The 19,425-nt window shown below is 41.1% G+C and carries 23 protein-coding genes, 1 tRNA gene and 1 pseudogene; 18 read left to right on the top strand and 7 right to left on the bottom strand.

Annotated elements, in window-relative coordinates:
- Window positions 1-37: 37 nt before the first annotated feature.
- Complete coding sequence (locus ACFEL9_RS10315; RefSeq protein ID WP_385889252.1) at window positions 38-304, top strand: helix-turn-helix domain-containing protein; 267 nt, start codon at window positions 38-40, stop codon at window positions 302-304.
- Window positions 305-309: 5 nt separating this feature from the next.
- Window positions 310-597: a hypothetical protein gene (locus tag ACFEL9_RS10310; RefSeq protein ID WP_385889250.1), complete on the top strand. Its 288-nt coding sequence runs from the start codon at window positions 310-312 to the stop codon at window positions 595-597.
- 76 nt (window positions 598-673) lie between these two features.
- Here the strand turns inward: ACFEL9_RS10310 and ACFEL9_RS10305 are convergent.
- Window positions 674-1,099, bottom strand: a pseudogene (locus ACFEL9_RS10305) (DUF6943 family protein).
- A gap of 46 nt (window positions 1,100-1,145) precedes the next feature.
- On the opposite strand from ACFEL9_RS10305, the gene ACFEL9_RS10300 reads away from it, so the two are divergent.
- The 4 genes from ACFEL9_RS10300 (at window position 1,146) to ACFEL9_RS10285 (ending at window position 3,992) form a co-directional block, all read left to right on the top strand.
- Window positions 1,146-1,271: a hypothetical protein gene (locus tag ACFEL9_RS10300; RefSeq protein WP_385889248.1), complete on the top strand. Its 126-nt coding sequence runs from the start codon at window positions 1,146-1,148 to the stop codon at window positions 1,269-1,271.
- 987 nt (window positions 1,272-2,258) lie between these two features.
- Window positions 2,259-2,702 (top strand): helix-turn-helix transcriptional regulator, encoded by a 444-nt coding sequence (locus ACFEL9_RS10295; RefSeq protein WP_385889245.1) that lies wholly within the window; start codon window positions 2,259-2,261, stop codon window positions 2,700-2,702.
- A gap of 4 nt (window positions 2,703-2,706) precedes the next feature.
- Window positions 2,707-3,042 (top strand): HipA N-terminal domain-containing protein, encoded by a 336-nt coding sequence (locus tag ACFEL9_RS10290; protein ID WP_385889244.1) that lies wholly within the window; start codon window positions 2,707-2,709, stop codon window positions 3,040-3,042.
- Window positions 3,042-3,992, top strand: coding sequence for a HipA domain-containing protein (locus tag ACFEL9_RS10285; RefSeq protein ID WP_385889241.1), 951 nt, complete (start codon window positions 3,042-3,044; stop codon window positions 3,990-3,992). Before ACFEL9_RS10290 ends, ACFEL9_RS10285 begins: the two co-directional genes overlap by 1 nt.
- Here the strand turns inward: ACFEL9_RS10285 and ACFEL9_RS10280 are convergent.
- Window positions 3,929-4,282: a hypothetical protein gene (locus ACFEL9_RS10280; RefSeq protein WP_385889239.1), complete on the bottom strand. Its 354-nt coding sequence runs from the start codon at window positions 4,280-4,282 to the stop codon at window positions 3,929-3,931. The two genes, ACFEL9_RS10285 and ACFEL9_RS10280, sit on opposite strands and share 64 nt — an antisense overlap.
- A gap of 367 nt (window positions 4,283-4,649) precedes the next feature.
- On the opposite strand from ACFEL9_RS10280, the gene ACFEL9_RS10275 reads away from it, so the two are divergent.
- From ACFEL9_RS10275 to ACFEL9_RS10260, 4 genes are all read left to right on the top strand, one after another.
- Complete coding sequence (locus tag ACFEL9_RS10275; protein ID WP_385889236.1) at window positions 4,650-5,063, top strand: cupin domain-containing protein; 414 nt, start codon at window positions 4,650-4,652, stop codon at window positions 5,061-5,063.
- 175 nt (window positions 5,064-5,238) lie between these two features.
- Window positions 5,239-6,471 carry a DUF711 family protein gene (locus ACFEL9_RS10270; protein ID WP_385889235.1) on the top strand — a complete coding sequence of 411 codons (1,233 nt, stop codon included), beginning with the start codon at window positions 5,239-5,241 and terminating at the stop codon, window positions 6,469-6,471.
- A gap of 172 nt (window positions 6,472-6,643) precedes the next feature.
- Entirely contained in the window at window positions 6,644-7,075 is a 432-nt protein-coding gene (locus ACFEL9_RS10265) for an SRPBCC family protein (protein ID WP_385889232.1), read from the top strand.
- Window positions 7,076-7,480: 405 nt separating this feature from the next.
- Window positions 7,481-7,867, top strand: coding sequence for a hypothetical protein (locus tag ACFEL9_RS10260; protein WP_385889231.1), 387 nt, complete (start codon window positions 7,481-7,483; stop codon window positions 7,865-7,867).
- Window positions 7,868-8,573: 706 nt separating this feature from the next.
- On the opposite strand, the gene ACFEL9_RS10255 is transcribed toward ACFEL9_RS10260, so the two are convergent.
- Window positions 8,574-8,993, bottom strand: a complete 420-nt coding sequence (locus ACFEL9_RS10255; protein WP_385889228.1) for a hypothetical protein — start codon at window positions 8,991-8,993, stop codon at window positions 8,574-8,576.
- Between the two features lie 248 nt (window positions 8,994-9,241).
- On the opposite strand from ACFEL9_RS10255, the gene ACFEL9_RS10250 reads away from it, so the two are divergent.
- The 4 genes from ACFEL9_RS10250 (at window position 9,242) to ACFEL9_RS10235 (ending at window position 11,781) form a co-directional block, all read left to right on the top strand.
- Window positions 9,242-9,850 carry a hypothetical protein gene (locus ACFEL9_RS10250; protein ID WP_385889226.1) on the top strand — a complete coding sequence of 203 codons (609 nt, stop codon included), beginning with the start codon at window positions 9,242-9,244 and terminating at the stop codon, window positions 9,848-9,850.
- A 158-nt stretch (window positions 9,851-10,008) separates the two neighbouring features.
- Window positions 10,009-10,560, top strand: coding sequence for a hypothetical protein (locus tag ACFEL9_RS10245; RefSeq protein ID WP_385889223.1), 552 nt, complete (start codon window positions 10,009-10,011; stop codon window positions 10,558-10,560).
- A complete protein-coding gene (locus ACFEL9_RS10240) occupies window positions 10,526-10,945 on the top strand; it encodes a Tn7 transposase TnsA N-terminal domain-containing protein (protein WP_385889221.1) in 420 nt (139 codons plus the stop codon). The genes ACFEL9_RS10245 and ACFEL9_RS10240 overlap by 35 nt, the downstream gene beginning before the upstream one ends.
- 626 nt (window positions 10,946-11,571) lie before the next feature.
- Entirely contained in the window at window positions 11,572-11,781 is a 210-nt protein-coding gene (locus tag ACFEL9_RS10235; RefSeq protein WP_385889218.1) for a hypothetical protein, read from the top strand.
- 73 nt (window positions 11,782-11,854) lie between these two features.
- Here the strand turns inward: ACFEL9_RS10235 and ACFEL9_RS10230 are convergent, their stop codons facing one another.
- The 4 genes from ACFEL9_RS10230 to ACFEL9_RS10215 all read right to left on the bottom strand — a co-directional run bounded on the left by ACFEL9_RS10230 (window position 11,855) and on the right by ACFEL9_RS10215 (window position 15,410).
- Window positions 11,855-12,952, bottom strand: a complete 1,098-nt coding sequence (locus tag ACFEL9_RS10230) for a site-specific integrase (RefSeq protein ID WP_385889216.1) — start codon at window positions 12,950-12,952, stop codon at window positions 11,855-11,857.
- 463 nt (window positions 12,953-13,415) lie between these two features.
- A tRNA-Leu gene (locus tag ACFEL9_RS10225) sits at window positions 13,416-13,499 on the bottom strand.
- 154 nt (window positions 13,500-13,653) lie between these two features.
- Window positions 13,654-14,574, bottom strand: a complete 921-nt coding sequence (locus ACFEL9_RS10220; RefSeq protein WP_385889214.1) for a DMT family transporter — start codon at window positions 14,572-14,574, stop codon at window positions 13,654-13,656.
- Window positions 14,575-14,603: 29 nt separating this feature from the next.
- The gene (locus ACFEL9_RS10215; protein WP_385889211.1) at window positions 14,604-15,410 is read right to left on the bottom strand and encodes a 2,3,4,5-tetrahydropyridine-2,6-dicarboxylate N-succinyltransferase; all 807 of its coding nucleotides are present in this window, start codon (window positions 15,408-15,410) and stop codon (window positions 14,604-14,606) included.
- 135 nt (window positions 15,411-15,545) lie between these two features.
- Between ACFEL9_RS10215 and ACFEL9_RS10210 the strand changes: the two genes are divergently transcribed.
- The 4 genes from ACFEL9_RS10210 (at window position 15,546) to ACFEL9_RS10195 (ending at window position 19,400) form a co-directional block, all read left to right on the top strand.
- Window positions 15,546-16,712, top strand: a complete 1,167-nt coding sequence (locus ACFEL9_RS10210) for a glycosyltransferase family 4 protein (RefSeq protein ID WP_385889208.1) — start codon at window positions 15,546-15,548, stop codon at window positions 16,710-16,712.
- Window positions 16,713-16,739: 27 nt separating this feature from the next.
- Window positions 16,740-17,306, top strand: coding sequence for an L-threonylcarbamoyladenylate synthase (locus tag ACFEL9_RS10205; RefSeq protein ID WP_385889205.1), 567 nt, complete (start codon window positions 16,740-16,742; stop codon window positions 17,304-17,306).
- A gap of 90 nt (window positions 17,307-17,396) precedes the next feature.
- Entirely contained in the window at window positions 17,397-18,821 is a 1,425-nt protein-coding gene (locus ACFEL9_RS10200; RefSeq protein WP_385889202.1) for a CCA tRNA nucleotidyltransferase, read from the top strand.
- A 9-nt stretch (window positions 18,822-18,830) separates the two neighbouring features.
- Window positions 18,831-19,400: an IS1096 element passenger TnpR family protein gene (locus tag ACFEL9_RS10195; protein WP_385889200.1), complete on the top strand. Its 570-nt coding sequence runs from the start codon at window positions 18,831-18,833 to the stop codon at window positions 19,398-19,400.
- Window positions 19,401-19,425: the final 25 nt, after the last annotated feature.

The following is a 19,425-nucleotide window of genomic DNA, read 5'->3' as shown; positions in this document are numbered from 1 at the left end:
TGACAGCCTCTTTTTTTTCAATGAGAAACTGTGCTGTATGGGTGTCGAAGTGGTGACGAAAGAAGACCTGCAACAATTCAGGCTGGAACTTTTAAATGATCTCCGGCAATTACTGGAATCCAGGCCTCCTGCGATTGCTAAGCCGTGGCTTAAAAATGCCGAAGTGATGAAACTACTGAATGTCTCCGCTAATACCATCCAGCGACTGCGGATCGCGGGCAAGCTGCGTTCTAATAAAGTGGGTGGTACTCATTTTTACCGGTACGAAGATATTGAACAGTTACTCAACAGTTCAGCGGTTTAATGTTTATGGAAGTACTGCAATCCTTAACACGATTTTTTTTCGTCGCCCGTGAAGATCACCGGATCGGCCCGACGCATATCAGTGTGTACACGGCGTTACTGCATCTTTATGATTTGAATCATTTACAAAACCCGGTACCTATTACACGATCGCAGGTAATGACTGCCGCAAAGATCCGGGGGCTGGCGACCTACCATAAATGTATCCGGGACCTCGCCGCCTTTGACTATATCCGTTATTTGCCATCGGTTCATCCCGGCATCCGCAGCAGGGTCGTGTTGCTCAGTGTGTGATGACTGACCGAGGTGGCGAATGAACGGGCAATCATTTGTCATTAATAACGCTTATAAATAAACAGAATGTCCGTTTTTATGGGACGCTCTTTATTTCAGAAAAATATTGATGCAACAACGCCTGTTGGAGTTTTTCTGTTGCGAGGATTTGTCGGGCAAGATTTGATTTAAGCTGATTGCATTTTTCCAGGGAGACAATGGTTTTTTGAAAGCGGGTCCAGTTTGGCTGAAGATTAGGGGCAAACTCACGAATAATGTGACGTACATCTTCCAGGTTCATAAAAGGAATCACAGAACCACGGTGATACACTTTAAACTTACCTGATTAATGTAAGCCGTACGCCAACCAAAAGAAGAACTTGTATGACTTGTCATTTGGGCAAGTAGCAATAAATGAATTTGGCCACGATGTAAAGCCAGGCTTACCTGCATTGCAACCTTTGGAGAGGATGAAAAATGAATGCGGAGGAACAATTGCGCCAACCTGATAGCAACGAACCATCGGATACATCATAATAAAAAATTTTAAAGATGAACCCGGTTGCCAAATGATTTTAATTCCAAAAGAGAGAAAGAAAAAACCGGAAACCGGGAAAAAAGAAAAAGAGAAAGCGGATAACCAGCATGGGGTTGCCGGTGGCAGTATAAATGATGGCCTTTCGAAGGCACAATAGAAGTGTGGACATGAAACTGAGCCTGATGTATCCAAATGGAAAAGAAGTGTGCCGGGTTTGTGTTTATGCTGCGCAGCGCAGGGCTTGTGCCCATGTTAACTTTGCTGCGCACTTTTGATTGGGAATAAGACTTTCTTCCTTTGATTAATTGCCAATGATGTCAGCTATTGAATAAACTTTTGCCTTTTCAATTCAAGAACGATAGCGGACAGCCAGTCTTATCCATTTGAAAAATCTTAAAAATCAACGGAGGGCGTTCGGGGTTTTGTTTTTTTTGTTTTTGCGATTGGAGGAGCTATCGCCGGCTGTAATTAATTGTAGGGTGATGTATGCAGCCAATTGTTGGCTGCATGGAGAAAATGGGTTGAACATTGAATAGTTTTTTCTCCTCAATTTGATGCCGGCCGCAAAACAATGTTTCATCAATGAAAAGATTGATTGTGCGGCCGGGTGGGTGGTGTCGGCAGTGATTGACCGGGAAGCTGGTGGTGGCAAAGCTCACCGCTGCGACCGGGCAATGTCTGCCGGGAGTGGCAATTGAAAATGATCGCTGATGGCCGAAAGGTGACCTGCGGAAGAGCGAGGCTCCCGAAAGCTTTCGGGATGCCGAAGCCTCTGAGCAAGGTGTCCTGGAGGCATTCAATCCTTCACTCAGAATGACAAAATTATTGATGCCGAAGTCGACTGAAATATGGCTTAGCGGAGTTTACGGTGCTATGCTTGTTATGGAAGCCGCCGGAGGGTTGTCTGATTAAATGTTCACTGAATGATCATTTAAATTGGGCCTGACAAATAATGAGTATTCAGCCATTGCACAGGATGAAACAACTAAGCTAATTTTGTTGCTTATCTCCAGGCTGCTTCTTAGTCAAAAGCTTTCAAAAATACACCCGATCGGGTATAATGTTTGAAGTTGTATTAAATTTTATACCCGAAAGGGTATAAAATCAACTTTTTTTGTATATTTATACCCGAAAGGGTATAAGTATGGCAATGGACTCCAATAATTACATCTCCAATTTTGTAAAGTTCAATAGAAATAAACTCCGCATGACCCAAGAGGAACTTGCGGAAAAAGCTGGCGTCGGATTGCGTTTTATCCGGGAACTGGAACAAGGAAAAGAGACCTTGCGAATGGACAAAGTGAACCAGGTTTTAGCCTTATTCGGTCATCACATGGTACCCGGCACCGGAAGGGTTACGGACCCTTATCAAATATTGATGAATCATTTCAACCGGAACGTGCAAATTTTTTTAAAAAATAAAACGGTATTGTTCGGATTTATTATTGATTCGATCAATGAAAATAACGAGATCAGGGCCTGGAAATTTGTCTCCAATAACAATGCTGTAGAATATCAAAAAACAAAAGAAGAAAAACTTGTGCAGCTCATTGAGCATGCGAACATCGAAAAAGTAGAAAACATTTAATCTTATGCGACGCTCGGGCAAAGTATTATTTAAAGATAAAGAAGCCGGCATTGTTTGGCAGGACGATGATGGGTATGGTTTTGCCTATAATCAGGAATATTTGCAATTGAAAGATGCGACCCCTGTAAGTCTTACTTTACCATTACGCTTGGAGTCTTACCGGAGTAATACTATGATTCCTTTTTTTGACGGGCTTATTCCCGAAGGGTGGTTGCTGGATATAACGGTAAAAAATTGGAAGCTAAATCCCAATGACAGAATGGAGATTCTCTTAGTAGCTTGTAAAGATTGTATTGGGGCTGTAAGCATAGAGCCAATAGAAAGTAAAGAAGAGGAATAATGGAGAAACAACGTTGTTTATATTGTTATCAGCCTTTGTCGGATGATGGTACAGACTTCCACCCGATGTGCAGCAAAAAAATCTTTGGTACAGAGGCCGTCCCTGTTTTAGCATATGACAATGAACAGATGCAGGAACTGGCGAAGGAAATTGTTATTAAAAGTGTTGCCGTAACGGGGGTGCAACCCAAACTTTCGTTGACACTCGAAAAAACACCCGGCGATCCCAGGAAATCGAGATTTACTATCGTTGGATTGTGGGGAGATTTTATTCTCAAGCCCCCTACAGAAGAGTTTCCTCACTTGCCGGAGAATGAAGACCTGACTATGCACCTGGCAGAATTGTTTAATATACCAACCGCTGCTCATAGTTTAATACGATTGCGCTCCGGAGAGTTGGCTTATATCACTAAACGATTTGACAGGATCAACGGGCAAAAGCTTGCAATAGAAGATATGTGTCAATTGACAGAAACACTTACCATTGATAAATACAGGAGCTCGCTGGAGAAAGTAGGAAAATGTATCGGGAAATATTCGACAAGACCGGGATTGGATGCCATTACATTTTTTGAAATAACCCTGTTTTGTTTTTTAACCGGTAATGCTGATATGCATTTAAAAAATTTTTCTTTGCTCACTACAAAAGATAATGAAATCGTATTGGCCCCGGGTTATGATATGCTGTGTACCAGAATCGCCATGCCCGATGATAAAGAGGAAATCGCACTCACGCTCAATGCCAAAAAAAGAAAATTGAAAAGAAGCGATTTTGACAGCCTGGCCAGGAGCCTGAACATACCCGAAAGAGCTGTTGAGAATAGTTATAAAAAATTCGGCGCTAAATTGAGTGAAGCAAACAGGTGGATCGATATTTCCTTTCTTCCTCAACAACTGAAAGCTGCATATAAAGATGTTGTGGTGGAAAATCGTGAGAAGATGAGATTGTAATTAAAATAGAACTGATAAAAAGACTCAGATCTTGTATTTAACCAGGTGGAATTTTCCCTTGCTCTTTTGAGATCAAAATCGTCCGGCACACTATCAGGAATATATTCCCAATGCGTCATCTTTATTTCAACGTCTTTGCCACCAGATAAGGGTTTAATAACAGGCCAGTCCCGGTAATCAAACCCATTTCGGGCAGGTATGTTCAACCGGAGATTTTTAAGTTCTTTTTCAATGGCCATCAGCCGGATAAACTGCGCCCGGCTAACCCTACAGCCGTTATAGGTACACATAGGTCGTCATTTACCTGGATGGAAATTAATAAAAAAAGTCACGGGACGACAATGGTTTAACGGGCTCTTTAAAAAAAGATAGCTATGTTGAAATTAGTTGTACTGCACCTGCTTTTATCATGGATCATTGCCGGGTTTTAGTCTATTCACAGGATGTGTATATTTGTTTGTAACAATAGTTTTTTCACAAACCGACGTTGGCCGCGAGCAATCAAGTTCGAGATCACAATAGATATATTCAATGGCTACAAAAGGTCAAGTACTAGATATGACACCAGTTGGCATGAAGTTTACTGTCTTGCAGTCTGGTTTTGATACTCAGTGAAAGTCGTTAGATCTACACTGGGAGTTATTGCACGGCTGTAACATGAAGGATCCTTTGGTTCATATTCACCCCCATGCTATTGAAACCTATGAAGTTCTGGAAGGCGAAATGGAGTTCTTCGTTCAAGACAAATGGCTAATAGCAAAGCAGGGAGATAAACTTACCGTTCCAAAAGGCGTTACACATACGTTTAGAAATCCGACCCAAAAATCGGTGACTGTTTTCAATACCCATCAGCCTGCCTTACGAATGGAAAACTATTTTGAAGATGTTTGCAAAGTTTTGGATAAACTGACAGCGGACAGAAACAGGAACTTTCAAATGAATTTCAAAGCGATGTTATATATGAGCGTTCTGATGAATAATTACCGGGAAGAAATTATTGCCAAAAGTCCTCCCGACGCTGTTATAAAAATTGTGGGATTGATAGCTAAGCTGGCTGGAATAAATTACTAATTCTAAAAATTGCTACCCATTACAAAATTTAAATAACTACCTGCCTTTGCCTGCCGCCAGCATCGGCCGCCGGGTAATAAAAATGAATTTATGGTGCGGCCCGGCCGGAAGAGTTTTTAAATTTGACGTCCGGCAGCAAGCCGTGAAACGTTAGCGGACTTTCAAAATCATGTTCATGAGAAGGAGAAATATTCTTTTGCTCTTCTTGCTGTTTTTAGTTTGTTCTGCACATGCTCAGAAAAGAACTTTTAATTTTCGTATAAGAACGATTACTGCCGGAGTGACCCTGAAAAATCTTTCCGACACGTTGACTATAATCAGAGCAGCTAATTTTTTAAAACAAGCACAGAAAGAATTTAGGGACGCAGGTTATGAAGTGCAAACGTTGCGCATTGCCACTTCTAATTTATATTCCTGGTTAAACGGTTATAGCCTGATTGAAGCACTACCGTTTCTAAAAGCACTTGATGATATTGTAACAAGAAACGGTATTTCAGTTTTATCCATTGGACAACTTCTTTCTCCTCAAGAATACCAGGATGATATCGGCGATTGGGCAACACTGCTTTGCAAAAACACGAAAGCAATCAGTTTCAATATTTCTATTTCCTCGCACCAGCAAGGCATCCATAACAACTCCATCAAAGCTGCTGCTAATATCATCACGTCTCTTTCGAAAGTCAGCAACGGAGAAGCTAATTTCCGGTTCGCTGCCCTCGCTAACTGCCCGGCTAACATTCCTTTTTTCCCTGCAGCATTTCATGAAGGCGTCAATAGTTTTGGTATCGGACTTGAAACTCCTAATCTTTTGACCGAAGCATTTAATAACTCAAATCTCTCTACTGCCAAACAAACCGTGAAAACCGTTCTTGAAGAGAATTTAAAACCTGTCGAAAAACTAGCAGAAAAAATTTCGAGTAATACCAAATGGAAATACGACGGGATCGATGCTTCACCGGCACCGGGATTGGATGCCAGCATCGGGCAAGCGATTGAAACATATACGAAGCAACCGTTTGGCAGTCCTTCTACATTGGGAGCATGTGCTTTAATCACAGATGTTTTAAAAAGTCTCGATATAAAAAAGTGCGGTTACTCCGGTTTGATGCTTCCCGTAGTTGAAGACAGAGTCCTGGCTCAAAGAGCAGCAGAACAACGATACACAGTGCAGGAATTACTGTTGTATTCATCCGTATCCGGTACCGGACTGGACGTAGTGCCCATACCCGGGGACACGCCAAGAGCGGTCATTGAAGGAGTACTGACTGATGTTGCAGCTCTTTCTTTAAAATATATGGCAAAAGCTCTCTCTGTAAGATTATTCCCCATACCTAATAAGAAGGCAGGTGAGAAAGTAACATTTGATAACCCCTACCTGACCGGTACTTTGGTAATGAAAGTTGATTGAAGTAAAACGTCTGCTGACAGCAGGCGGGCGAGCCGATAGGCGATCCCGAACTGTTGTTGCTTTAATCCTTTTTTATTCAGTCACCGGAGTTGTTGCAAAACGTTTAGATGTTTTATGTCAGGCAAGAATTTTGTGTCTGTTACAAACATTTCACAAATTAAAACATTACAAAGTGCCAAATATTCGTCACGAATTACTAATTGGGGTCCCGGCTGAAAAACTTTATAGTGCCCTCACCAGCCAGGAAGGGTTATCGGCATGGTGGACTCCCGACACAAAGGCAAAATCAAAGCTTAATAATGTTTTACGTTTTGCTTTTGGCCCGGAATACTTCAAAGAAATGAAAATCGCTGAACTAAAACCTTCCGGGCTGGTGAAATGGATTTGTATTTCAGGCGCCGACGAGTGGATAGGGACTACCATTTCTTTTGAGCTTCAACCCGGTGATAAAGAAACCCTGTTGAAATCCCATCCTGAAGCGAAAGATCAGCTACAACAGCAAAGGGAAAGTGATAACATGACCCTATTAATTTTTCATCACGATGGTTGGAAAGAATATACACCGATGTTCGCTGAATGCAACTATACCTGGGGCAGTTCCTAAGAAGCCTGAAGCTATTGTGTGAAACCGGCAAGGGACGGCCATGGCCCCATCAACATCGGACAGAATCATGAAAGCTATTGCTAATGCTGCTTATGGGTTAAATAAGATTCGAACCTTGATTTCAGCAATTTGATATATTGCTTTATTCTCTTCACTTCCTCAGGGGACACCCCGGCGGAAAAATTCCTATTAGCGCTCATCACGCGTACAAGTACCCAATCGCGAGTACTATTCCGTCATCAAAATTCTACAAGAAGGTTATTGAAATAATGACCCCGAATTGAGTCCGTGTTCTATTTTTTTCGGGGATAAGCTGTGTTTTCTTTGTATGGCAATCAGCAATCCAAATCCATGAAAAGGTTTTTAATCCGTACCCCATTTTATAAACCTTAAAAAACAATTGCCATGGAAAATTCTACCTGTATCCACGATGTAGCTGACCGTTTAGTTACTTCTTTTTTACCGGAAGCTGTCAGTAATCAAAATTTTTTTATTAATGACATCCCGGAAACTTTACAGTTTCACGAGGATTCGCAGGTTGCCGTATCGGTATTAGGAGGTTTGTTGGGTGCTATTGCCCGATATGCCAGGAATAGTTGCATTCGACTTTCAGCTAAGTTATATGGCAATATCGTTTTGATACATGTAAAAAATTCTAACGGTTTTAACGGCCATATTATCCAGGGACACCTGCAGCAGTTACAACTGTTGGCCGGAAAGACAAAAGGGGCGGTGGGTTTCACGAGTCATCAAAACATCCTAACCTCGGTGACGTTTGGGTTTTACCAATAAAACTTATTAGGCAAAGTGAACTTTTAACAGTGGTTAAGGCCTATTAGCATACGGCAGCCGTGCGAAGACGTTTTGTCCCGAAACGACGAAGCCGGCGCCGTTGCTTTACCAGTTTCCTTTCTATGTAAACCTTTTTTCAATTTTCTAAATCGCAAACATGAATTTAATCTTTGGAATCAAAGGCATTACCTTACCTAACGGTTCTTTTATTCAGTACAGCTTTCTTACCACCCTGTTGCTTCGAATGCAATAATTATCATTTGAGTCCTTTTGAAAACAGGCTGCTTGATGCTTATGGAAAGAGCTTCGATGAGTTCATTAAATTAGACAAGTAGACACTTATCTTTTGGCTTGGAAAAATTTACTTGGGTTTAATGTACCGTCAACTATTCGTTCAAGCCGACAGGAAAGAGCCTGTTTTAGGGACTATTACTAATCCTTAGTATATAATAGAATTCTTTTCGCATTTTCCACATCTCCAAGGAATTCGGGGAAAACTTACATTCAAGGATTATTTCCCGGCTTCAATTTATTGCTTCAAGACTCAAAAGCCTCAAGACGTACAGTTACAATGGGATTTAATAGACAGCCATAACAAGTTTTTCATTGCTATACGTATGGGTGAGATTGGCATAATATCGTTGCTTCAGGATTGCGAAGCTACATTACAAATGATGCGTTAGACCAACACCGAGTACTACCCGCTTCACACTTGACAGTTTCCCTTGAGTTCACCGGCTGCAAGAGTGCGGGCCAGTTTTAACGCATCTACTTTATCGGTTTTCCTTTTTCTCTCTTTATCGCTGGTAGAAACATCAGCGGCATGCACTACTATGCAGTCCATACCGGCTGTCGTTAACTTGCGCTGCAAATTAAAACCCCAGGCACAACTCTCATACACACATTTAAATTCCGCTCCCGGATAATGACTATGCAAATGTTTAATCAATAAATCACCATCGGCAGACATGCGATGATTTCCCAAACAAATGCCATTATGTACTTTAGCTACCTGGTAATCTTTCTGATGAACATCTATTCCCACATAAACGAGTTTACCTGAAAAATCAATAATCATTTTATCTTTGATTCGGGTTTCGGATGTGGCTGAAGCTTGCTGTTTCATAATTTTAAATTTTGAGTTAATAATCAGCAAAATTCTTCCTTGCAGCCGATTTTCGGACTGCTGCCGCTCCGAAACCTTTTACATAAAGACTCATCGATATATCGCTACTCAGCGACATATCCAACTGACCAATAAAGCCCAGCTATAGAATATATACTCAGCTTTGTTATCTTTACTCAGCAACAGATCGGGCAGACGTAACACGGAATATCGCCACATCGCCAAGCCCTGACGTTAGCAGCCACTTTATGAGACCCCTCCTAATTGCGATAATTATTATAATCAGTATTTCTTGTAGACAAACCGAGAAAAAGCAAAAAGTAATTTTACCACCTGACTTCGACAAAGAGTTTTCACTTGATACTTCTGTTAAGTTTCAAAACGTGAGGCATGTAGCATATGGATACAGTTTGTCCTACCCGCTATCGTTTGTTGAAGTTCAAGATACAGTTGGACAAGTAGACAGTTTGATACTTTATTCCAAAGACCGATTTGCAAAAATTAAGTTCTTTGTGGAAGGTGACATACGAAAGAGTAAGGATCAAAAAGACGAAAGCGAGAAAAACTTTTTCAGTCAATATTTTGATAGTTTGACTAACAGCAAACATAGCCTTACAAGAGATGCGAAAGTTAGCAAGTCTTCGTACACGTTTAAAAGCTATGAATACGGAAACCCTGCGAAATTTACATTGCTTGGAGAAAAAGAAACATCCGAATTTATAATGCAAACTGAGTTATCCGAAGTTCCGATAAGTGGTGACTTAACATTGAAGAGTTTTGTGATGCAGTACCCAAAGACTGAGAAAAGTTATTTCAGACCAATTGCCTTGGAGATTGCAAAAACGTTTGGACAATAAAAGCGGCTGCTAACAGGGTTTTGCTGCAATAGGTGCTAACGAATATGTTTTCATCTCATTATCTTTAATCATCAACAAAATGGAAGTGAAGCTGCAGTTTTTCAAATGCACCTACTGACAGCAACACCTAATCGGTTGTGCGTCACCTTAAAGAGAATATGCGTACAGAAGAACAATGCAAACCGAGTGAAAGATTTTTATTCGCAGACGAATATATTTCAGATAAAGCTATTGCAATTTGGAAATCTGAATGTGTTAAACGTTGCAAAAACAAAGAAAAGAGTGACGCTTACTACAAATACATTAATTGGAAGAGGCAAGCAAATGAGATTGCCGTTTTCACACTCTATGCTTATGCTGACTTTAGTATCCCAAAAAAATTTAACACTATATTTCACTTAGACAACCCGAAAATTTATTTAGAGGTCGACTATGAATTGACGCAGAGCATTCATGAGGCTTGGTTCCCTTTAAACTCAGTTGATGACGGGCACAAGCACCTTTGCATCTTCAGATTTGAAAAGACAGTTCCTGACATTTTTGGCACTCTTCACAAAGAGGAAGAACATTTTTCAACGACACCTAAAGGACAAAAACTATTAGGATTTTGCAATTCAAATAACTTTGAGGCAATAGCAATCAGAATAGAGAAAGCAATTCAATTAAAAAAAACTTATGGCGACAAGTGGTGGGAACATGATGCCGAATAAAGGCGAACGCCCAACAAGGCGAAACATCCTGCGTTATACACCTGATTTTTTGATCCGGCACAAAATTTCAAAGCAAGCTTTTCTAGTCGAGATCAAACCGTGTGCTTTTGATGATTATGAACAGCTGATACTTCGCAGGGAAGTTGCCGAAAATTATATTCGCTGGAAGAAATACGACTGGTCATTTAAAGTTGTGTTCGGTGACGAAATAAAGTTAAGAGGAGACGCACAAGCAAAATTTGTGCAGTGCTGCAAACTAATGCCGGGGTCTGATCGTAAGTTACGTTTTCAACAATTAAACCAGGTGTTTGATGGCAGGTTGGCTTCATTGACTGGAGGAGCGCTTTCCAATCACCGTATTCAGTTTGTGTTGTTCGGTGGTTAGGACAAAAACCCTGATAGATCAGCCAAAGTATTTAATTGTAAAATACTTTCAAAACGTACCTCTCTGTTGTCTTGTAGAATTAAAATAAGTTCCACGGGCAGTTGATTAAAAATGGGATCAGCCCAATCAGTCAACGTTACAGGCTGACATGGAGCTTTTGACTAGCTCTATTTGAATTCTTAGCTGGCAAATGGAGTTTTGTCACTGACAAAATGGAGATTATGGAAAGGCTGGGGATGTTACACCTATATAGAAAAGGATTCTGCCGTACAAGTTGTAAATTTAATTCCACCAGGAACGCACTGACGAATAGTTTGCATCACTTCATATTCTTTTCTTATCTACTGATAACAGTTGCCATATAAAAGAGTCGGTACTTTTATAAAAAGACAATTTTATTTTAATCACATACCTATTGAGTTCGTTTTGTAAGTTATCCGACTATTCCACCTCTCAGCACAAGAACGGGCAATTACAATAGCATTGACTTATCCGGTATTTGCTATCGAATAATCATTATTCAGGAAGCTTGGTGAAGCTGATCGATTTAAATCAGTCCGACTTAATTTTTCAACCTCATCCAGCCAACGTGTCCCGATATGTTAAAGAGCCAGGAAATATCAGTGATGAAAGCTGTTGCCCTTTGTTTTAAACCTTATTTAAAACCGGAGGAAGCTATGATTTATTGCAACCTGGGAAGAACACAGCTTAGTAAAAAATGTGATGAGTCCGGAGTTTATAAAAACAACAGCGGATATTTCAAAAGGGATGATTTGGATAGAATGATGTCGGGTGTTTCGTCTGAAACAGAAGAAAAAATAAAACAGGTTAAATAAATGCACGATATTGATACTTTTCCCGCATCAAGCGACAAAAGTCTAATGTTTCATGGCTATAAAATAGCGGTAGCTATGTCACTACCAGGTTCAGGAAATCAGGTATAAACTCCGGCGCCGGCAGATAACTAATAGAAGCTGATTGATCTTTTGGCCGATGCCTTTTATATGTTTTCTTTACCTGCTCAGTAGATGAATGGCCCAATAAATAAGCAACTGTTGCATCATCCACGTTCTTATCCTGCAGTAATATCGAAAAACTCAACCTTGCACATGACCAGGTAATATGCTTATGTATCTTCGCAGTTTCCATCCATTGATTCAATACCTTATTGGCACCATTTGCCGTCGGGAGATAGAATACCTTGTTTTCGCCCCTATTGTCCTTTCGTGTTTCCAATATCTTTTGGGCAACGGGGTGCAACGTCAAGGTTACCGGTTTTCCAGTCTTCGCCTGGATGATTCTTGTTGTCAGGATGTTTACCTTTATATCTTTCCATTGGAGTTTCTTGACATCTACCCATCGTAACCCTGTATAGCAACAAAAGATAAATGCATCTTTTACTTGTTCATTCAGGCAAGGGGTACTTAACAGCGTAATATATTCTTCGCTTTCCAGGTTTTCTTTCAGTCTTACACTTGGTTTGCATTTGGAAAATATCTTTTCAGTAGGGTTAATTCTGAAATAGCCATCCTTCTGCGCAGCATTCACTACCCATTTAAATCTGGCATAATAACCGGCAGGAGTTTCACCGGTGAAATTATCCAATAAGTATTGACGGAATCGCTTGCAAAAGTTTTCAGTGATGTCTAACGGGGAAATAAAATCATTTCTAACAAATACCTTAAAATGTTTAAAGGCATTTTGTAAATGCCGGTTACCCTTCCGCTGATTTAGCTTAACGTATTCTTCAAAATAATCAATAAAATTCGCCTTGAATTTATGTGAAGGGATAAAACCGCTTCCCAGTGCCTGGTTCTCCAGAATGTAGTGGGATCTTTTTGTTTCTAAAAGCAGTAGGGCTTCCTTGTTGTGGTTCTTTTCAATTTGATTTTTTGGTTTAGTATAGGTAAAAACTCCTGTTGTTGGGCGTTGACCTTTTTTTCTTCCAAGGTCATAATAAAAGTATATTTTATCTCCTTTAGTATTAGTTCTCTTCACGAAATTCATAGCGCTACGGATTTAATGGTGATGAAATTTGAACACAATGAATATGCCATCACGGGCACATAATAACGGGATAAAAGAGCAACAATGTTATTTTTTATGATTGGGTGAAAAAGCGAAAAGAAACGGTAAATCATTAGTCGAAATTTTTTTTTATCAAAGCAAAGAATAATGTAGTTGCGGTCATTTTGAAGGAGTGAAGAAACGGTAGGTATTAATGCAAATTCGTGTGTCAAATCGTGTGTCATTTTGTGTGTCAAATGATGGATTTCATGTGTCGGACTAAATTTTTTTTCAGCGGGAAAATTTCGGTTGGAATCCGGTTTGAATACAACGATTTCGTGTGTCATGGGAATGTGTCGTTTTTGTGTCAAAAAAAATGGTAGAAAGCGTAGAAATGCGTGAAAAACTGACACACGACAAAATTAAAAAGCTTTGTAAATCAATCATTTACAAAGCTTTCGAGTGCCCGGGACTGGATTCGAACCAGCACATCCTTGCGAACGCTGCCACCTGAAGACAGTGCGTCTACCAATTTCGCCACCCGGGCTTTTAAAAGTTGCAGAGGCTAAAAAGTTTAAAAGTTCCAAAGGTTATCGTCAAAAAATAAACCTTTTAAACTTGTTGAACCATTGAACTTCTGAACCTTTCAATCGGGCTGCAAATATAATTGATCATCCGGTTGTAAAAATCAAATCAGCGGTCTAATTTTTTGATTTCAACGCCAGCAACAAAACACCGGTTAATACCATTGCCGTTCCCAGCAGCTGCAGGGTGAAAATTTCTTCGCCTAAAATGTAGTGAGCCTGCAAAATCGTGGAAACAGGCCCGATGCTGGAAATGATAGCCACCTTATTGGAACCGATCTTCTTTAAAGCAGCAGACAGCATAAATGTAGGTATTACCGTGGCCACAATAGCCAGCAAGATCCCATATCCCCAAAGGTCAACACTGGCTGCAAAGGCGTGATAGTCGCCCCGGACAAGGTAATGGACAAACACGCCTGCTGTAGAAGAGAGCAGGGCATAGGTAGTGAATTTGTTGGCGCCGATTGCCGGAACCATGCGGCCACTGCCAACGATATAAATAGCATAGGTAATGGAGCAAAGAAAAATCAGCACGGTTCCCAACAGAAAATTGGGATTGGAAGTTTCAAGCCCCAGTTCGCCATAATAGGCCAGGCCGATGCCCAGGTAGGTGAGCAGTAGCGCTATCATTTCATTTTGCCTGATCGCTTGTTTAAAAACAAACGCATTAATTAAAACAGCAAAAGATGGGTAAAGAAATAGTATCAGCCTTTCCAGGCCGGCCGAAATGTATTGCAATCCTACAAAGTCAAACAAGCTGCTCAGGTAATAACCAAATAGCCCCAAAGCGATGGTAACGAGCCATTGTCTTGCTGTCAGTTTAGTACCCGGGTTTTTCTTCCGGATAATAATCGCCGCTCCAATATAAAAAGGAAGAGAAAAAAGCATTCTGATCATCAACAATGTCAGCGCATCCACCTGCTCATCGGCAAAAGCTTTTTTTACGATTATCGCTTTGGTGGAGAAGAGGACAGCGCCAATAAATGCGATCAAAAATCCGGTAAGTGCCAGCGAAGGTTTAGTTAAATTCTTTTTCATGAAAAGCCCCGCCGCAGCGGGGCATATACTTAAACAGAAACATTAAAATCTCTCAGCGCATCATTCAGGCTGGTCTTTAAATCCGTGCTGGGCTTGCGCTGGCCGATGATCAGGGCACAGCCAACACCATATTCACCCGCCGGAAATTTTTTGGTATAGCTACCGGGTATCACCACGCTGCGGGCAGGGACGCGGCCCTTCATTTCTTTCGGTTCCACACCGCTTACATCAATGATCTTGGTGGATTGGGTCAACACTACGTTGGCGCCTAATACTGCTTCTTTTTCTACCACCACGCCCTCAACCACGATACAGCGGCTGCCAATAAAACAGCCATCTTCAATAATAACCGGCGATGCCTGCAGGGGTTCCAACACGCCACCAATACCAACACCACCACTCAGGTGTACGCCTTTCCCAATCTGTGCACAACTGCCTACGGTTGCCCAGGTGTCTACCATAGTTCCTTCGTCCACATAAGCTCCGATATTGACATAAGAAGGCATCAGCACTACATTTTTGGCGAGATAAGCTCCATACCTGGCGACAGCATGTGGCACAGCCCGGACCCCCAAATCTTTGTAATTTTTCTTCAACAACATTTTATCATAAAATTCAAATGGCTCTACCTGCCAGGTTTGCATTTGTTGTATGCCAAAATACATTAATATGGATTGCTTTACCCATTCGTTCACCACCCAACCGTCGGCACCGGGTGATGCCACCCGCAATCTTCCTTTATCCACTTCTTCTATCACTGATCTTACGGCTTCATTGTACTTGTTATCTTTCAAAAGTTCCCTGTTGCTCCAGGCTTCCAGTATTAATTCCTTCATTATTTTTTCAATTTTGCTGCGAAAATAAGTTAATCCCACCTTCGGCAGGACAAGTTGTGAACATTTGCGAACGGCTGAATGTGCGGATGACAGGATTAATTCGCAAATTTGCACTTCGTCAAAATTTCAGACTGAATGAATATAGGGTTTGATGCAAAAAGGGCTTATCACAATACAACAGGATTGGGTCATTATAGCCGTACCCTGATAAAATTGCTGGCGGATTACTACCCGGAACATGAGTACTATTTGTTTAATCCCAAGAGATCAAACCGTTTCAGCTTCAATGGTCACAGTAATATTCATGAGGTATTGCCAACAAGTTTTCCTCACACGTTTATCAGGGCAGCCTGGCGCAGCACCTGGATAAAGAAGGACCTTTTGCGAACGGGTATCGATGTATTTCATGGCCTGAGTCATGAAATACCCATTGGAATAAGAAAAACAGGTATTAAATCTGTCGTCACTATTCATGACCTGATACCCGAGAGAAATCCCGAACAGTACCACCCGATGGATGTAAAGATTTACCGGAAAAAATTTCGCTATGCCTGTGAACAAGCTGATAAGATTATTGCCATCAGTGACCAGACAAGACAGGACATCATCCAGTTTTATAAAATACCGGAAGAAAAAATTGAAATATGCTACCAGAGTTGTTCACCGGTCTTTAGTGTGATGGTCAGCGATGAAGAAAAGCAACGAGTTGCAAAAAAATATGACCTGCCACCTCAGTTCTTCCTGTCAGTAGGATCAATCGTGGAAAGGAAAAATTTATTGAATGTTTGTAAAGCCTTTTACCTGCTGCGTAATGACTTCGACATTCCTCTGGTTGTAATCGGTGATGGCGGCAAGTATAAACAGCAGGTGCAGGATTTTATTTTGCAGCATAATCTCGAAAAGAAGATTATTTTCTTATCAGATAATAAGGATAAGAAAAGCGATCCGTCCTTCTTGTCCACACCTGACCTGGCGGTGATTTACCAATTGGCAATCGCCATGATTTATCCATCGTTTTTTGAAGGGTTTGGAGCACCGGTACTGGAAGCGCTGTGGAGCCGTTTACCGGTTATTACTTCCAATGTTTCCTGCCTGCCGGAAGTAGGAGGACCGGGTGCATACTATGTGGATCCTAACAGCGCTGAAGAAATTGCAGAAGGAATGAAGCAAATTTATTCCGATCCGCTGCTGGTCAAACAAATGCAGGAGAAAGGGATAGAACACACAAAAAAGTTTGCGCCCGATGTGTATGCCGCATCGGTAATGAATGTATATAAAAGTTTAGTGGCTTCCTCCAGGTAAACCGGGTATCATAGTTAATTTACAGTATTGGATTTCGAAAAAGATATAGAGCAATGTTTAACGGTGTTGAAAAACGGCGGAACGATTTTGTATCCGACGGATACCGTGTGGGGTATTGGCTGTGATGCCACCAATGCTGCGGCGGTGGAGAAAATTTATCAAATAAAAAAGCGGCCGGATTCAAAAGCCATGATTGTGCTGGTGGCTGATGAAAGAGAAGTATTGAAGCATGTAGCCAGTGTGGACCTGCAGGTGTTCGATTATTTGCAAAAAAATAAAAAGCCCACTACCGTAATTTATGAACATGCCATTGGACTTGCTGATAATTTATTGGCAAAGGACGGAAGCATTGGCATTCGCATCTGTAACGAGGCTTTTTGCAGGCACCTCATCAAACGTTTCCGCAAACCTATCGTTTCAACTTCTGCTAATATCTCCGGAGATGCGACACCAAAATTCTTTGCAGCGATCAATGACGAAATAAAAAAAATGGTTGATTATGTAGTGAGTTACCGGCAAAATGATCAAACCATCGCCAATCCTTCATCGGTTATTAAATGGAATAATGGAACTATCTCAGTAATCAGGCCCTAGTAATTCGTTAACAGGTGATAGTTGACAGTAAATGGTCCCCTCTTGTAGTCTTGTATCTTGTCTCTTGTTCCAATTATCTTTGCACCACTCATGGAAATCAATTGCACAGAAAGAGAATTAATGATCCTGAAAAAGATTGCCCGTGCCGCTGAGCAAATGCAGGTAGAGTGCTATCTCATTGGGGGATTTGTAAGGGATAAAATTTTGGAACGACCAACAAAAGATGCGGATATTGTTTGTGTTGGTGATGGGATTGAATTGGCCGAAGCTGTGGCGAATCATTTTAACCCGGTTCCCCAGGTAAATTTTTTTAAGAATTTTGGTACGGCGCATATCCGGCTGGAAGATGGATTTGATATCGAGTTTGTCGGTGCAAGAAAAGAAAGTTACCGGTTCGATTCCCGGAAACCAACAGTGGCCCCAGGAACATTGGAGGACGATCAGAAACGAAGGGATTTTACCATCAACGCACTGGCAATAAGCCTGAATAAAACTGATTATGGCAAGTTGGTTGATCCGTTTAATGGACTAACTGACCTGGATAACAAGATCATCAAAACGCCGATGGAGCCGGCACAAACATTCAGTGATGATCCGCTTCGCATGATGCGGGCCATTCGTTTTGCATCGCAATTGAATTTTACAATAGAAAACGGTACCTGGCGGGGGATTGTGGATAATGCTGACCGGATCAGTATCATTTCACAGGAAAGAATAACTGATGAGATGAACAAAATTGTATTGTCACCCCAACCTTCTATTGGTTTTGATCTTTTGTATAAAAGTGGTTTATTGAAATTGATCTTTCCACAAATGGTAGAACTATCAGGAGCGGAATACAAGGACGGGCACGGCCACAAAGATAATTTTTATCATACGCTGCAGGTGCTTGATAATATTTCGGTCAACACCAATGATCTTTGGTTGCGATGGGCAGCCATCCTGCATGATATAGCAAAGCCCGTCACCAAACGATTTGAAGAAGGTCATGGCTGGACCTTTCACGGGCATGAAGTAGTAGGTGGAAGAATGGTGCCAAAAATATTTGCCAAGCTAAAGCTTCCGCTAAACGAAAAAATGCGTTTTGTCAAAAAAATGGTAGAGCTTCATTTGCGGCCTATTAGTTTAACCAAAGAAAATATCACTGACTCTGCTATCAGGCGTTTGTTGTTTGATGCCGGTGAAGATTTTGATGCACTGATGCTGCTTTGTGATGCGGACATTACATCCAAGAATAAACAAAAAGTAAAACGCTACCAGGAAAACTTTCAACTGGTCCGATTACGTTGCAAAGAGGTGGAGGAAAAAGACCAGGTGCGTAACTGGCAACCACCGATTAGTGGTGAAGAAATAATGGAAATGTTTGATCTGCCTCCTTCAAGACCGGTCGGAGTTCTGAAAAATGCATTAAAAGATGCGATTCTGGATGGTATAATTCCTAATAGCTATGAGGCTGCTTATGAATACCTCATTGAAAAAGCAAAGGAAATGGATTTGAAAATAAAGAAATCGTAAATTCGCATTATGGCTATTTTGAAATTCAGAATCTATTTCGAGGAAGATGAAAGCATCTACCGTGATGTGGCGATCCGGCATACGCAATCATTTTTTGATTTGCATGAAACTATCCTGAAAGCATATGAATTTGATAATAAACATAAGGCTACTTTTTTCCGGAGCAATGACCACTGGCAACGTGGCCGTGAAATAAGCCTCGAAAAATATGATAAGGAGTACAGGGCCGAACCTTTACTGATGCACGACACGACAATCGGTTCTGAAATAAAAGATCCCAATCAAAAATTTATCTACTGGTACGATTTTAATAAAAACTGGACTTTCCTGGTTGAATTGATCAATGTATCAAAAGAAGAAAGTTCCAAAATTAGTTATCCATCCACCGTCAGGGCTGAGGGCATTGCCCCCAGCCAGTATGGCACCAAAGGTTTGCTGGGCGAAAAATTTGCCGATGTGGAAGAGAAGTATGACCTGAGCCAGGGCGTTGATGGGTTTGGTGAGAAAGATGAAGATGGTGAAGATCTTGGAACAACAGCGGATGATGGTACAGCAGAAGAAGAAAGCGAAGAAGTGTAGTCTTGTTTTTATCAGTTTTTGCAAA

The sequence above is a fragment of the Terrimonas alba genome, assembly GCF_042434975.1.
Taxonomy (GTDB): domain Bacteria; phylum Bacteroidota; class Bacteroidia; order Chitinophagales; family Chitinophagaceae; genus Terrimonas_B; species Terrimonas_B alba.
This window is presented reverse-complemented; position numbering and strand designations above follow the sequence as displayed.

What these genes read in the sequence shown, in the direction of transcription:
- ACFEL9_RS10195 (WP_385889200.1), top strand. Translation starts at nt 18,831, where the DNA reads ATGGCTATTTTGAAATTCAGAATCTATTTCGAGGAAGATGAAAGCATC.
- ACFEL9_RS10215 (WP_385889211.1), bottom strand. Translation starts at nt 15,410, where the DNA reads ATGAAGGAATTAATACTGGAAGCCTGGAGCAACAGGGAACTTTTGAAA.
- ACFEL9_RS10230 (WP_385889216.1), bottom strand. Translation starts at nt 12,952, where the DNA reads ATGAATTTCGTGAAGAGAACTAATACTAAAGGAGATAAAATATACTTT.
- ACFEL9_RS10295 (WP_385889245.1), top strand. Translation starts at nt 2,259, where the DNA reads ATGGCAATGGACTCCAATAATTACATCTCCAATTTTGTAAAGTTCAAT.
- ACFEL9_RS10255 (WP_385889228.1), bottom strand. Translation starts at nt 8,993, where the DNA reads ATGAAACAGCAAGCTTCAGCCACATCCGAAACCCGAATCAAAGATAAA.
- ACFEL9_RS10240 (WP_385889221.1), top strand. Translation starts at nt 10,526, where the DNA reads ATGGCGACAAGTGGTGGGAACATGATGCCGAATAAAGGCGAACGCCCA.
- ACFEL9_RS10310 (WP_385889250.1), top strand. Translation starts at nt 310, where the DNA reads ATGGAAGTACTGCAATCCTTAACACGATTTTTTTTCGTCGCCCGTGAA.
- ACFEL9_RS10210 (WP_385889208.1), top strand. Translation starts at nt 15,546, where the DNA reads ATGAATATAGGGTTTGATGCAAAAAGGGCTTATCACAATACAACAGGA.
- ACFEL9_RS10315 (WP_385889252.1), top strand. Translation starts at nt 38, where the DNA reads ATGGGTGTCGAAGTGGTGACGAAAGAAGACCTGCAACAATTCAGGCTG.
- ACFEL9_RS10200 (WP_385889202.1), top strand. Translation starts at nt 17,397, where the DNA reads ATGGAAATCAATTGCACAGAAAGAGAATTAATGATCCTGAAAAAGATT.
- ACFEL9_RS10250 (WP_385889226.1), top strand. Translation starts at nt 9,242, where the DNA reads ATGAGACCCCTCCTAATTGCGATAATTATTATAATCAGTATTTCTTGT.
- ACFEL9_RS10280 (WP_385889239.1), bottom strand. Translation starts at nt 4,282, where the DNA reads ATGTGTACCTATAACGGCTGTAGGGTTAGCCGGGCGCAGTTTATCCGG.
- ACFEL9_RS10220 (WP_385889214.1), bottom strand. Translation starts at nt 14,574, where the DNA reads ATGAAAAAGAATTTAACTAAACCTTCGCTGGCACTTACCGGATTTTTG.
- ACFEL9_RS10260 (WP_385889231.1), top strand. Translation starts at nt 7,481, where the DNA reads ATGGAAAATTCTACCTGTATCCACGATGTAGCTGACCGTTTAGTTACT.
- ACFEL9_RS10270 (WP_385889235.1), top strand. Translation starts at nt 5,239, where the DNA reads ATGAGAAGGAGAAATATTCTTTTGCTCTTCTTGCTGTTTTTAGTTTGT.
- ACFEL9_RS10235 (WP_385889218.1), top strand. Translation starts at nt 11,572, where the DNA reads ATGAAAGCTGTTGCCCTTTGTTTTAAACCTTATTTAAAACCGGAGGAA.
- ACFEL9_RS10300 (WP_385889248.1), top strand. Translation starts at nt 1,146, where the DNA reads ATGATTTTAATTCCAAAAGAGAGAAAGAAAAAACCGGAAACCGGGAAA.
- ACFEL9_RS10275 (WP_385889236.1), top strand. Translation starts at nt 4,650, where the DNA reads ATGAAGGATCCTTTGGTTCATATTCACCCCCATGCTATTGAAACCTAT.
- ACFEL9_RS10285 (WP_385889241.1), top strand. Translation starts at nt 3,042, where the DNA reads ATGGAGAAACAACGTTGTTTATATTGTTATCAGCCTTTGTCGGATGAT.
- ACFEL9_RS10290 (WP_385889244.1), top strand. Translation starts at nt 2,707, where the DNA reads ATGCGACGCTCGGGCAAAGTATTATTTAAAGATAAAGAAGCCGGCATT.
- ACFEL9_RS10245 (WP_385889223.1), top strand. Translation starts at nt 10,009, where the DNA reads ATGCGTACAGAAGAACAATGCAAACCGAGTGAAAGATTTTTATTCGCA.